The organism is Bacteroides xylanisolvens (genome assembly GCF_018289135.1).
Taxonomy (GTDB): Bacteria; Bacteroidota; Bacteroidia; order Bacteroidales; family Bacteroidaceae; genus Bacteroides; species Bacteroides xylanisolvens.
This window is the reverse complement of record NZ_CP072216.1, coordinates 6,162,591-6,177,121: the sequence shown is the minus strand read 5'-3', so window position 1 is coordinate 6,177,121 and position 14,531 is coordinate 6,162,591. Positions and strand designations below refer to the sequence as shown.

General features: G+C 44.3%; 9 protein-coding genes. 5 read left to right on the top strand and 4 right to left on the bottom strand.

Going from position 1 to position 14,531, the window contains the following annotated elements:
- Positions 1-214 precede the first annotated feature (214 nt).
- From INE92_RS25065 to INE92_RS25045, 5 genes are all read left to right on the top strand, one after another.
- Positions 215-2,116: a rhamnogalacturonan lyase gene (locus tag INE92_RS25065; RefSeq protein ID WP_004308504.1), complete on the top strand. Its 1,902-nt coding sequence runs from the start codon at positions 215-217 to the stop codon at positions 2,114-2,116.
- A gap of 14 nt (positions 2,117-2,130) precedes the next feature.
- Positions 2,131-5,094, top strand: a complete 2,964-nt coding sequence (locus tag INE92_RS25060) for a glycoside hydrolase family 2 protein (protein WP_004308503.1) — start codon at positions 2,131-2,133, stop codon at positions 5,092-5,094.
- 71 nt (positions 5,095-5,165) lie between these two features.
- Positions 5,166-5,414 carry a DUF3791 domain-containing protein gene (locus INE92_RS25055; protein WP_004308502.1) on the top strand — a complete coding sequence of 83 codons (249 nt, stop codon included), beginning with the start codon at positions 5,166-5,168 and terminating at the stop codon, positions 5,412-5,414.
- Positions 5,411-5,935, top strand: a complete 525-nt coding sequence (locus INE92_RS25050; protein ID WP_004308501.1) for a DUF3990 domain-containing protein — start codon at positions 5,411-5,413, stop codon at positions 5,933-5,935. Before INE92_RS25055 ends, INE92_RS25050 begins: the two co-directional genes overlap by 4 nt.
- On the top strand, positions 5,932-6,138 hold the full coding sequence (locus tag INE92_RS25045; protein ID WP_004308500.1) for a DUF3791 domain-containing protein: 207 nt from the start codon (positions 5,932-5,934) through the stop codon (positions 6,136-6,138). The genes INE92_RS25050 and INE92_RS25045 overlap by 4 nt, the downstream gene beginning before the upstream one ends.
- Before the next feature lie 70 nt (positions 6,139-6,208).
- On the opposite strand, the gene INE92_RS25040 is transcribed toward INE92_RS25045, so the two are convergent.
- The 4 genes from INE92_RS25040 to INE92_RS25025 form a co-directional block, all read right to left on the bottom strand.
- Positions 6,209-10,501, bottom strand: coding sequence for a hybrid sensor histidine kinase/response regulator transcription factor (locus INE92_RS25040; protein ID WP_149951306.1), 4,293 nt, complete (start codon positions 10,499-10,501; stop codon positions 6,209-6,211).
- A gap of 225 nt (positions 10,502-10,726) precedes the next feature.
- The gene (rhaM, locus tag INE92_RS25035) at positions 10,727-11,041 is read right to left on the bottom strand and encodes an L-rhamnose mutarotase (RefSeq protein ID WP_004308498.1); all 315 of its coding nucleotides are present in this window, start codon (positions 11,039-11,041) and stop codon (positions 10,727-10,729) included.
- Between the two features lie 19 nt (positions 11,042-11,060).
- Positions 11,061-12,470: a glycoside hydrolase family 88/105 protein gene (locus INE92_RS25030; protein WP_149951308.1), complete on the bottom strand. Its 1,410-nt coding sequence runs from the start codon at positions 12,468-12,470 to the stop codon at positions 11,061-11,063.
- Between the two features lie 3 nt (positions 12,471-12,473).
- The gene (locus INE92_RS25025; RefSeq protein WP_004312572.1) at positions 12,474-14,315 is read right to left on the bottom strand and encodes a rhamnogalacturonan lyase; all 1,842 of its coding nucleotides are present in this window, start codon (positions 14,313-14,315) and stop codon (positions 12,474-12,476) included.
- Between the last annotated feature and the right edge of the window lie 216 nt (positions 14,316-14,531).

The window sequence follows — 14,531 nt, the reverse complement described above, 5'->3', positions numbered from 1 at the left end:
TTCTTTTAGTTCACGTTGCAAAATTATCGCATATCATCAAAGAGGTAATGGACAGATGTACGCAAAAGATAGAATATTATATCATACGGACAATTAACTTGAAAGGGTGCACAATTGTATATAGTCTTTGTACATTTCTCCATTTCATACATCACAAAAAGGAGTAATTTTGCGAGTGAATAAATACAATAAGGTCCAAACCGATAAAACAAATATGAGAAGAATTGCAATTTATCTATTGTGCATATTCATGTTACTGCCTGTTGTAACAATGACAGCACAACCTGGTTATAACTACTCAAAGTTACAACGGGAGAAACTAAACCGCGGCGTAGTTGCCATTCGCGAAAACCCTTCAGAAGTAATCGTTTCGTGGAGGTATCTTTCTTCCGATCCGATACAAACCGGTTTCAACGTATACAGAGACGGGAAGAAATTGACAGACACTCCCATCACTGTCAGCACCCTGTTCCGTGATAAGAATAACAGTCAGAAAACGGCTGTTTACGAAGTGCGTCCTGTTCTAAAAGGAAAGGAGACGCATCACATTGACGGTACATACACATTCCCGGAAAACGCGCCTCTCGGCTATCTGGAAATTCCCCTGCAAAAACCGGCAGACGGAATAACTCCGGCAGGCGATACCTACACGTACAGTCCCAATGATGCTTCCATCGGTGACGTAGACGGTGACGGCGAATACGAAATTATCCTCAAATGGGATCCCAGCAATTCACACGACAATGCACACGAAGGTTATACAGGCGAAGTATACATCGATTGTTACCGAATGAACGGAGAACAACTATGGCGTATCAACTTGGGTAAAAACATACGTGCAGGAGCTCATTATACTCAATTCATGGTGTACGATCTGGATGGTGACGGCAAAGCGGAAGTAGTGATGCGGACTGCCGACGGAACAGTGGACGGAAAAGGAAAAGTAATTGGAAATGCTGATGCAGACTATCGCGAAGCCGGTACTTTTGACCCAAGCAGGAATCAAATGATGAAGCAAGGACGTATTCTGAAAGGCAAAGAATACCTGACTGTTTTTTCAGGAGACACCGGTGAAGCCTTACATACCATCGACTATATCCCTGCCCGCGGCAACGTTGCCGACTGGGGAGACGCAAAAGGTAACCGAAGCGACCGCTTCCTGGCTTGTGTAGCCTATCTTGACGGAGTACACCCAAGTGTTGTCATGTGCCGAGGCTACTACACACGCACCGTTCTGGCGGCCTTCGACTGGAACGGAAAAGAACTGAAGAACCGATGGGTATTCGACAGCAACCATCCCGGATGCGAGCAGTACGCCGGACAAGGAAACCACAATCTGCGTGTAGGCGATGTGGATGGTGACGGATGCGACGAAATTATTTACGGTTCCTGTGCTATCGACCACAACGGCAAAGGACTTTATTCTACCCGAATGGGACATGGAGACGCCATCCACCTGACACATTTTGACCCTTCCCGTAAAGGTCTGCAAGTATGGGACTGCCACGAAAACAAACGTGACGGAAGTACGTACAGAGATGCCGCCACCGGAGAAGTGTTATTACAGATAAAAAGCAATACCGATGTAGGACGTTGTATGGCCGCCGACATTGACCCGACTCATCCGGGTGTGGAAATGTGGTCAGGAGATTCACAAGGAATTCGAAACGTAAAAGGAGAAATCATAGCCCCTAAAATGAGAAATATGCCGACCAATATGGCTGTCTGGTGGGATGGAGACCTATTACGCGAACTATTGGATAGAAACATGATTATTAAATACGACTGGGAAAACAAAAAGTTTGTTCCGCTTGTCAAATTCACAGGAACTCTTTTCAACAATGGAACGAAATCGAATCCTTGTCTCCAAGGTGACATTATAGGCGATTGGCGGGAAGAAGTACTCGTACGCTCCGAGAACAACGCTGCTCTCCGGCTCTACGTTTCGACTATTCCGACCGAATACAGATTCCACACCTTCCTTGAAGAACCGATATACAGAATCAGTATCGCTACCCAAAATGTAGGCTATAACCAGCCAACACAACCGGGATTCTATTTCGGACCGGACCTTATAAAAATGAAAGGTACTTTCAGAGGATATCAATTCAAGTAAGTTAAGAGACTATCATGAAACACAAATTATTTCTTTTCACATTTCTCCTGGCTATACTGTCCGCCATTAATATACAGGCATCCGAACGCAAAAAATACAATTTCAACAGCGAATGGAAGCTGCGGATAGGAGACTTTCCTAAAGCCAAAGATACAAAATTCGACGACAGTAAATGGAAACAAGTAACTTTGCCCCATGCCTTCAATGAAGATGAAGCATTCAAACTTTCCATTGAACAATTGACAGATACAGTGGTATGGTATCGCAAGAGTTTCCAGATTCCGGAACTGAAAAGTAATCAGAAAGTATTCGTCGAATTTGAAGGAGTACGCCAACGCGGAGACTTCTATCTTAACGGACATTATCTAGGCAGACACGAAAACGGTGTTATGGCGGTAGGGTTCGACCTGACTCCACATATCAAAGAGGGTGAGAACGTGATTGCCGTTCGCACCGACAACGACTGGATGTACAGAGAAGAAGGAACTAACTCTAAGTTCCAGTGGAACGACCGCAATTTCAATGCCAACTATGGCGGTATTCCTAAAAACGTCTTCTTGTACGTTACTGATAATGTATATCAGACTCTTCCCCTATATAGCAACCTGAAAACGACAGGCGTATACGTCTATGCCCAAGACTTCGACATCCAAGGACGCAAAGCTACGATTCATGCCGAATCGGAAGTCAGAAATGACAGTAAAGCTACCCGGCAATTCAGCTATCAGGTGACTATACTTGATGCCGACGGCAAACTAATGAAAACTTTCCAAGGTGATAAAGTGACTTTGAAAGCCGGAGAGACTAAGACGGTAAAAGCATCTGCCATCCTTCATAATCTTCACTTCTGGAGTTGGGGATATGGTTACTTGTATACGGTAAAAACCGCTTTGAAAGATGATAATAATCAGATATTCGACGAAGTCAGTACCCGCACCGGCTTCCGCAAGACCCGCTTCGCGGAAGGAAAGATATGGTTGAACGACCGTGTTATCCAAATGAAAGGGTATGCACAGCGCACCAGCAACGAATGGCCGGCAGTAGGTCTGTCCGTACCTGCCTGGTTGAGCGATTTTTCTAATGACCTGATGGTGAAAGGAAACGCGAATCTGGTTCGCTGGATGCACGCTACTCCGTGGAAACAGGATGTAGAATCCTGCGACCGTGTAGGTCTGATACAGGCAATGCCTGCCGGAGATGCAGAAAAAGACCGTGAAGGACGTCAATGGGAACAACGGGTGGAGTTGATGCGAGACGCGATTATCTACAACCGTAATAATCCGAGTATCCTGTTCTACGAATGTGGCAACAAAGCCATCAGCCGCGAACACATGATAGAAATGAAAGCTGTCCGCGACAAATACGACCCGTTCGGCGGACGTGCCATCGGATCACGTGAAATGTTGGATATCCGCGAAGCGGAATACGGTGGCGAAATGCTGTACATCAACAGAAGCGAACATCATCCGATGTGGGCGACCGAATATTGCCGCGACGAAGGTTTAAGAAAGTACTGGGATGAATATAGCTATCCTTTCCACAAAGAAGGTGACGGACCACTTTATAAAGGACAACCGGCCACTGACTATAACCGCAACCAAGATGAACTTGCCATCACCATGATAGCCCGCTGGTATGATTATTGGCGTGAGCGTCCCGGAACGGGTAACAGAGTCAGCTCCGGCGGTACTAAAATTATCTTCTCCGACACCAATACCCACTACCGGGGTGCGGAAAACTACCGAAGAAGTGGAGTGACGGACGCGATGCGTATCGAAAAAGATGCTTTCTACGCACATCAGGTAATGTGGGACGGATGGGTAGATACGGAAAAAGACCAGACCTACATCATCGGACACTGGAACTATCCGGATAATACGGTAAAACCTGTGCAGGTAGTATCTACCGGAGAAGAGGTGGAGCTTTTCCTGAATGGTAACTCCCTGGGTAAAGGCAAACGCCAATACAATTTTCTCTTTACTTTCGACAACGTAGCCTTCAAACCGGGCAAACTGGAAGCTGTCAGCTACAATAAAGCAGGGAAAGAAATCAGTCGTTATGCTGTAAATACAGCCGGTGAACCTGCCAGTCTGAAACTTACCGCTATCCAAAACCCCGAAGGCTTTCATGCAGACGGTGCGGATATGACATTGATACAGGTGGAAGTGGTAGATAAAGACGGACAACGTTGTCCGTTGGACAACCGCACTATTCAGTTCACACTCAAGGGTCAGGCGGAATGGCGCGGAGGTATTGCTCAAGGTAAAAACAATCATATTCTTGATACAAACCTTCCGGTAGAATGTGGTATCAACCGCGCACTGATCCGCAGCACGACGGCTGCCGGAAAAGTAACTCTGACAGCACAGGCTAAAGGACTTCTAAGTGCCTCTCTCACATTGGAAACGGTGCCTGTAAAAGTGACCGGAGGTTTGAGTACCTATCTTCCGCAGGCCACTTTGAAAGGCAGACTGGATAGAGGAGAAACACCTTCTACCCCTTCTTACAAAGACAGCAAAAAGGGTGTACGAATCGTTTCGGCAAAAGCCGGTTCCAACAATAATGATGCTGAAAAAAGCTACGATGATATCGAACTGACCGAATGGAAGAATGACGGTAAACTAAGCACTGCATGGATTACCTATACATTGGAAAGAGATGCCGAAATAGACGATATATGCATCAAACTGCAAGGATGGCGTTCACGAAGTTACCCGCTGGAAGTATATGCCGGCAACACCTTGATTTGGAGCGGAAACACGGATAAAAGCCTGGGATATATTCATCTCAATGTAGAAAAGCCCGTACGTGCTAATACGATAACCATCCGCTTGAAAGGAAACACCAGTGACAAAGATGCTTTCGGACAGATTATCGAAGTAGAGGCTATAGCGGCCAATACAATGGAATTGGAAAAAAGCAGTAGCAAACACCAGTTGAGAATCATCGAAGTTGAGTTTCTCGAAACAATCAAATAAAAAAGTTCCGGCAATGTTGTTTATTTGCCTGCCATCAAGTATCTTTGTTCATAAACTGAATTTTAACGCTTATGTGTAAACAACCGGATATCCTAGAAAGTGAAAAGATTCACTTTGCAGTCATGGCAATAGAAGCTGGAGCACGCGAAATGGGAATTTCTCCTATGGAAATGCGCCGACGTTTAGAGAAAATGAATCTAATCAAACGTCTTCTACTGGACAATTACGAAGTGATGCACACACAAAGTCTAAAACATGTAGGCGAGGATGTGGTCGAGGCTTTGAAGAACTGGGAGGCACAGGAGGGCGAGAAGGGATGAAAATAACACTTTATCATGGCTCCACCCTTTCTATAGAGCATCCCTTAGCCAAAGTGGGACGTGCCGATTTAGATTTCGGTAGAGGTTTTTATCTAACCTCACTACGCTCACAAGCAGAACAGTGGGCTGCCCGCGTACAACTATTACGGGCAAGTACTACTGCATGGATTAATGTATACGAATTTGATATGGATGCAGCTATAAAAGCTGGATTCAAGCTACTTCGTTTTGATGCTTACGATCAGCATTGGTTGAATTTTATTGTCGCTAGTAGGAATGGAAAACAGCCTTGGAAAGATTATGATATTATAGAAGGAGGCGTAGCAAACGATCGGGTTATTGACACCATAGAAGATTACCTTAACGACATTATCACCATAGAGCAAGCCCTCGGGCAATTGGTATATGCACAACCTAATCATCAGATATGTTTGCTCAATCAGCAACTCATTGATACATATCTACATTTTGATAATAGTTTTCCACTGGATACTATGGACAGAAAAGGAGGTAACAAATGAGAGAACAAGTACTTTGGAGAAAAATCAGTCGCATCGTCCTATTATTATCAGCCCGATTGGAGATAAGCCCGGAAAGAGCATTAAATCTGTTTTATGAAACGAATGTATGTGCCATGTTACATGACTCCCGTTACGGACTGCATCTAATGAGTGATACTTATATTATAAATGATGTATTGCGTGAATTACAAGACAAGCAGTAATTTTAGAATATATTATGATACCAAGCAAACAAAATCTCTTCTTTTCATACCGTTCCTTTTTGAATCCTTATCACTCATTTTTTTCATTTATTCCTTCATTATTCACACCACGCTGATAAACCGATGGTGCCACCCCAAACTGTGCTTTAAAGCATTTGCTGAAATAAAAAGGATCACTGATGCCTACCTTGTAAGAGACTTCCGCAACCGTTAGATTATCTTCTGACAGCAACAACTCCGCCGCTTTCTTCATTCGCACCACACGCAAATATTCATTAGGCGAATATCCTGTTACGCCGCGTAATTTCCGATAAAAAACGGTTCGTCCCAACTTCATAAGCTGCGCAAACTCATCAATAGAAAATTCCGGGCGGGCAAGATTCTGTTCGAGAATGGCAGCCAAGCGGTCTGCAAATTCTTTATCCCGTTCGGTAGTACACATAGCCGGTCGCACAATACCCGGTTCGTTGGAGAACTTCTCACGCAATTTATCACGCTGTTCGATCAAACGGAATACACGTGCCAACAGCAGTTTAACGCTGAATGGTTTGGCGATGTATGCATCCGCACCTGCCTCAATTCCTTCCAGATGCTTTTCCGGTGAGTTCAACGCAGTCAGAAGGATAATGGGAATATGACTCGTATCAAAATCTGTTTTTAGTTTCTTGGTCACTTCAAATCCGGTCATTCCCGGCATCAGAACATCACAGATAATCAGGTCGGCATCATACGTACGGGCCTTTTCAAATCCGGACGTGCCGTCGGCAGCCACTTCCACTTCAAAGTATGCGCCAATTTCTTCCCGTAGAAACTCACGGATATCATTATCATCTTCAATAATCAGCACTTTCCGTTTGTTCAAAGGAGCAGCCATCTTTTCCGGGTCAGGAAGCTCTTCCGAAAGCTGTAACAAATGATGTACGTGACCGTCTGCCTCTTTCAGCAATACGTTGCCCGGAACAAGGAAGTCTTTCTCCGAATACACCGTCTTATCTGTCGGAATACATACGGTAAATACAGAACCGCCACCTTCATTGTCTTTATACTCAATCGTACCTTTATGCACCTGCACCAGTTCGTGGCTCAAATGCAGACCGACTCCAATACTGTCACCGGAGAAATTACTCTGCATAAACCGCTTGAACAATTCATTCTGTTTCTCTTTAGGAATCCCCACTCCCGTATCCGAAACCTGAATCTGCAATGTTTGCTTCCCTTCGTCCACATTCACCGAAAGAATAATCGTTCCGTTGGAAGGAGTATATTTAAATGCATTTGAAAGCAGGTTATAAGTCACCTTATCCAAATTACCTTTATCAATAAACATCTTATAAGATGGCACCGAAGGCAAGAAACGGAAGTTCATATTCTTCTGTTCCGCCACGTCGCCGAAACTCAAAAATATTTCATAAAGGAAAGAGATGACATCTGTTTCCTCTAAAGAAAGCGCCAGTTTATTATTCTGCATCTTTCTGAATTCCAATAACTGGTTGATGAGTCTCAACATACGTTGCGTACTCTTATCCATTGTTTTCAGAGGATATATCAATTCGCGCGGAATATCCGTGACACGCTGGATTTTCTCCAAAGCTCCCTGGATTAAGGTAAGCGGAGTACGGAATTCATGAGATATATTGGTGAAGAAGACCAGCTTATATTCAGTCAGTTGCTTCTCGACATTGATACGGTTGCGTAAACCATTGAAGTTGCGAACAATACGGAAGGCAAAATACAAGGCTACCATCAATAACAGAACATAGCACAACATTGCCCAGGTAGTCTTCCAAAACGGCGGGACGATTACAATCTTCAGTGTAGTTTCACTGTCGTTCCATATACCCGATCCATTGCTGGACTTGACATGAAGTATGTAGGTTCCCGGATTCAGGTACTTAAAGGAAGCGAAGTTCAGTGGAGAAGGAGCACTCCATCCCTGGTCATAGTTTTCCAGCCAATACATATATTTCGTATGTCCGCTATCCGAATAGTCGAAAGTAGAGAAATCTATCAGGAATGAGTTTTGAAAATATTTCAGTGTAATTTCATCTGAATAAGCAAGAGACTGTTTTAAAGGAGAATCCTCCATCTGCGGATTCATCTGGGTCCCATTGACGTACAAATCAGTGAAAACAACCGGAGAAAACGTTTCACTATCTTGTATCTTTTCAGGGTCGATCACAATTAATCCATAGTTTGTACCAAAAAGCAATTTCCCGTCTTCACGCATACAGGCACTATTCTCACTATACACATTACCTAAAGTATAGGAAGAAAAGAAATAGTTCTCAAAAGAACGGGTGGACGGGGTGAACTTGGAAATTCCATATTCAGTCGCTACCCAAAGGTTTCCTTTTCTATCTCCCAAAACAGACTGGATCACATCATTGACCAACCCTTCGGAAGTTCCGTAATGCTCATATTTCAATGAATGATAGTCGTCCTGCGGCGTACAGAGGTTCAATCCCGAACCGGAAGTACCAATCCACATACGTCCTTTCGTATCACGATAGATACATTTGATTTCATTACTGCAGAATTTTCCGTTTGTATAACTGAAGAGATGATAATTATCGCCATCTGCAATCAGTGAGTCCGGATGAAAGATACAAATCCCCTCACTGGTTCCTACCCAGACCATTCCGTTTTCATCTTCTTCTATCACACGCACCATCCTCATTCCGAACGTTTGCTGGAAGAAATGCCGGAATTTATATTTCCCGTCAGAAGTAGGTTCAGCCAATTCGAGCCCTCCGCCGAATGTACCCACCCACATACGGTCTTTGCGATCGCGATAAATAGCAAAAACGTTATTATCCGACAATGAAGTCGGGTCGGACGGGGTATTATAATACCAGGTATCTCCCACCTTCAATCCATTACCACGGGTTCCAGTCCACATCCGTCCCTGGCGATCTTCAGCGATTGCATAAATATTGGAATGAAAATATTGATTCGTCATTTTCGACTGAAGATTTGCGTCAAAGGTATAAAGTCCGCCTTTACGCGTACCTACCCAAATATCGCCATTAGACATTTTGGTCAACATACGGATGGTATTCGAACGGTCGAACAGTTCACGGGATTCGGGATAGATGCGGGAAGTTCCTTCATTCAACACTGAAATGCGGGATAAACCCGAATATTCCGAAGCTACCCAGATGCCACCGGCACGATCTTCCATGACATATTGCAGGAAATCCGAACTGATATGACTTTGATCGTTAATGTTGGCTACGAAATGTTCCAGTTTATCTTCGGCTGTGTTATAAGCAAAAAGCCCATTCCCATAGGTAGAAATCCAGATGATTCCGCGGGAATCATGTACGATATGATAACGTTCGAAGTCGATGTAACTGATCTTATCTTGAGGGATCAACTGGAAATCTTTACTTTCACCGGTTGCGGCAACCACATAGGTGAGGTGTCCTGTATGATTATATATCCAATAGTCTCCGTGGTTGTCGCGAATCAGTTCGCCCTTTTTAATATTCAGACGGGGGTCAGCGGCTACTTCTCCGGTCGTAAAATCATAAGTATATACTCCGGTCGTAGTCAGAATCATCCATTTATCTTTCAACAAGAAATTTCCGGTAGGTGACGTCTGCCCTGCAACGGTTGAAAGGGCAGCCAGCTTCTGCATCTTCTGCGTAGCCGAATGGTAATAATAAATATCTCCATCTGCCGTAAGGAAATACATGTCATCCTTATAAGCCAGAGAAGAAGTGAAATGAATCAACCGGTCTTCTATCCGATATTGTCCGTTGGAGACAGAAACCAATCCGCATTGAGTGCCTATCCAGATACGTCCACTGGCATCTTCATTCACGAATTTCACCCGGTTATCCGGCAGGTTTCCACGTTCTGTCCTGAATACGGTAGATGTCATTTCACCGTTTTTCTGATGCACCATACGTCGGCAACCATTGCCTTGATGTGATAACCATACGTCTCCGTTGGCTGTAACAAATACAGTAGAGTAATTCTGCCTTAACTCACCGCAACCCGTGTAATCAACAAAACGGGCACGTTGCAAATCATAGCAGCTATATAGTTCAGGTGTAGTGGAAATCCATAAAAAACCATCTTTATCTTCTGTGAGATCGTAAATCCGGTTGTCGGCCAAAGACACTTTATCTCCGGCTTCCGGACGAAAGGTCAGGAAAGAGTTACCATCATAACGACTTAATCCGTTCAAGGTAGCCAGCCACAAAAAACCTTTGCTATCCTGATAGATGTATCGGATAGAGTTGTTGGGAAGACCGTCACTAGTTCTCATTTGTGTAGAACGAAGCTCTATTGCACTATAAGCATTCAGTACAAAGCTAACAAGGAAAGTGAAAACTAAAAGGTGTCTTTGCGTCATAAAGATTCCAAGATTAATAATAAATGTTGGACAAAAATAATCAAGATAGTTGAGATAATAAAAGAAACACTCCATTAAATAGTAGGAAGCGGATATGCTAAAGAGCAATTACTACCATTATTTAGACGCGGATTACACGAATGACGCGGATTTTTCATTCTTAAATCTGTGTCATTCGTGTAATCCGCGTCTAAAAAATTACAGACTGATAGAATTACTGAAAACTCAATCCATGTGGAACACTTCCGGCAAAGGAATGGATACCGGTGAGTTATCCGGATTCACTTCCATGATATCCGCCATATAATCCCACCATTTCTGTACGATTTCCGTATTGCCTAAATCCTGCGAACCTGCTCCCCCTTCCGTTTTTTGGAAAGCAAACAGGATATTTGTTTCTTTATCCCAGTAAATCGAATAGTCCGACACTCCATTCTGTGAAAGCAGTGCTTTCAGTTCGGGCCAGATGGCAGCATGTCTTTTTTCATATTCGGCTTCACATCCGGGTTTCAAATACATTTTAAATGCTTCTCGTTTCATGGTTTCAATCTATTTAAAGTTAATCTTTCTTTTCTTCTGTGTCGATAGCAAAAATAGGTGCTGTCGTCTTTTGTTTCACCTGGTAGTATTGAACGGCACTGTCATTCATCTGTGGATATTGATTTTTCAACAAGCGAATCATTTCCGCACCTGCCCAAAGAACCGGTCCGTAACCATGTGCCGCATATACATTGACCGGACGGTAATAGTAAAAAGCAGGGTCGAAAGCCATTCCCGTACCGACACAGGTTCCTTCCACTTGCCCCTCCGCATTTATCTTGCCGGCTACGGCATGCCATCCCAGATGAGCAACCGGTCCGTAAGCAATGGCGTCAATCCATCCTTTATTGATGGCGTGTGCCAGGCAGTATACATATATCGCAGTAGCGGAAGTTTCCAGGTAAGAATCATTCCGGTCGAGCAGTTGGTGCCAAAGTCCTTCTCCGCTTTGCAAGGCTGTCACTCCACGTACATGAGCCCGGAAATAATCCATCACTTTCGCACGTTGAGGATAGTCTTCCGGTAGAACGTCGAGCAGTTCGCAAGCCGTCAGCATAGCCCAACCGTTGGCGCGCGCCCAACAAAAAGCAGGATGATCGCTACTGCTTTCCACCCATCCGTGACGATACAGTCCTTTTTCGGGGATAAACATGCGGTCGGCAAATTGCAGGAATTGTCTCACTGCTTCTGCCAGATATTTATCTTTTTGATCCTTGTCATAATAACTCATTTGTGCTACTGCCGGAATACCCATAAACATATCATCCAGCCAAAGAGTGTTATGCTGCGGACGGTTGCGTGCAAAAGTTCCATCTGCCAGACGATACTCTTTATTAATGATGAAATCAAAATAATTACATATCAGTTCATCCACAGGAAGCGAGGGATCTTTCAAACGGACTTTCACCATCGCCGCGCATACGGCTCCTGCGTCATCCAGTGCGTGCGGAGTGAGGATTTGAAGCAACTGCGGGTCCGTTGTCCCCTTTTCTTTATAAACACGCTTGAAATGCGGTGCTACTTCGGCCAGAAAACGAAAACGATTCTGTACATAATCCATATAGCGTATGTCGCCCGTAGCTTCGGATGCCGCTATCAAGGCAGAGTAGGTCACTCCCCATTCATAACTTGCCAAACGAAAAGCTCCACGCTCCAGTTGTGCCTCCTCTCCCATCGTTGTATAGTCGGTAATCACTTTACCCGTATTCTTGTCTACCACACGGGCGGGAGTCTCCTTATCTATATAAGCAAATACACGGTCTACCTCTTTCTTTACCTGTTCCGGTGTCAAATCACCATACGTGCCCTGATAAGCAGGTTGCAATAAATGCAAAGGGGTGTTTGAGTCATTCACTACAGTTTTCTTTTTCTGTGCGCTGACAGGCAAAGCTATCAGCAACAAAGTAATGGCTATGATACGAATATTCATATTTTATTTTTTAGGTATTTTACATCCTCTGAATAGGGTTCCCTGCAAATCCGGCCCAAAGTAGAATCCCGGTTGTGTCGGCTGGTTGTAGGCTACGTTCTGGGTAGCGATACTGATGCGATAAACAGGATCCTCCAAAAAGGTGTGGAAGCGGTAATCAGTGGGAATGGTAGAGACATAAAGTCGCAAAGCGGTATTATCGGCTGTGCGCAACAGTACTTCTTCCCGCCAGTCGCCTACAATATCTCCTTGCAGGCAAGGTGTTGCCTTCGTTCCGTTGTTGGAAAGAGCTCCTTCGAAAATGGCTATACGCTCACAGACTCCTTTCTTCCAATTATATTTGCTGACTATATTTCTATCCAGCAGTTCGCGCAGTAAATCACCGTCCCACCAGACAGCCATATTACATGACAATCCTCTGACACGGGCTTTCACCACTTCTCCTTTTATATTTCTTATTCCTCCGGAAGCAAGAGACCACATTTCAACGCCCGGATGGGTCGGGTCAATATCAGCCGCCATGCAACGCCCGACATCTGTACTATCTTTTATCTGGAAAAGTATTTCTCCGGTTGCCGCATCTCTGTACGTACTTCCGTCACGCTTGTTTTCGTGACAGTCCCATACTTGCAACCCTTTGCGGGAAGGATCGAAATGAGTCAGATGAATCGCGTCTCCATGTCCCATCTTCGTTGTGTACAGCCCTTTGCCGTTATGGTCGATGGCACACGAGCCGTAGATAATCTCATCGCATCCGTCACCGTCTACGTCACCTACCCGAAGGTTATGATTACCTTGTCCGGCATAGTCTTCACAACCGGGATGGTTACTGTCGAAAATCCAGCGTTCTTTCAGTTCCTTTCCATTCCAGTCGTATGCTGCCAATACTGTACGGGTATAATACCCACGACACATCACAACACTAGGATGGATGCCGTCGAGATAGGCTACGCAAGCCAAAAAGCGGTCACTACGATTACCACGATTGTCTCCCCAGTCCATCAGGTTTCCTCTTCCCGGTACGTAATCAATTGTTTGCATCGCTTCTCCTGTCAGTCCGTTGAAGACAGTCAGATATTCCGGTCCGGTCAAAATACGTCCCTGTTCATTCCGATAGTCAGCTTGCGCATCTCCAATCACTTTTCCTTTTCCGTCCACTGTTCCGTCGGCGGTTTTCATTACTACTTCCGCTTTACCGTCACCATCGAAGTCAAACACCATAAACTGGGTGTAGTGTGCACCGGCACGTATATTACGTCCCAGATTAATGCGCCATAAATGTTGCCCGTTTAATTTATAACAATCGAAATATACCTCTCCGGTGTAACCGTCATGCGAATTATCATGTGCGTTCGACGGATCCCATTTCAAGATAATCTCATATTCCCCGTCACCGTCCACATCGCCGATACTGGCATCATTAGGAGCATAGAAATAACTTTGCCCTGCCGGAGTCGTACCGTTTTCAGGACGATTCAGCGGAATGTTCAGATAACCAGCCGGAGCATCGGACGGCAATTGATAATTGCTTTCCGTTTTTGATTGGATAGCTTTGACGGTATAAAGTACGGATTCCGTACCTTTATATATATCCTGAAAGAAAGTCGCATTTCTTATCGGATATTTGTTTACCTTTTCACCGTTTCTATAAACATCAAAAGATTCGTCCATCGGGTCGGAGGACAGATAACGCCAAGACACGGCAACAGTAGATGGATTCTCTCTGATGGCAATTACCCCGCGTCCCAAATGTTCGCGTTTCAGTTTCGAAAAGTCATAGTTCGGCTGCGCCACTACAAAAGCAGCTATCAGACACAGACTTAAAAAAGCACTTATGCATTTCATAGTTTTATCGTTAATCAATTTACAACACAAAAGTAAGCGGCACAGCCTACTTATAAAATAGAATATTGTACAGATCTATGTAGAAATCATCATATAGCCCACTTTTAAACCGCATTATAACTACCTGGTGAACAAAAATGAATATATCTGAACGGAAATCCATTGAAAAAGAAAAGTGCGTCCCTTATCTTTGCCAATGAAAATTAGAATGAACAC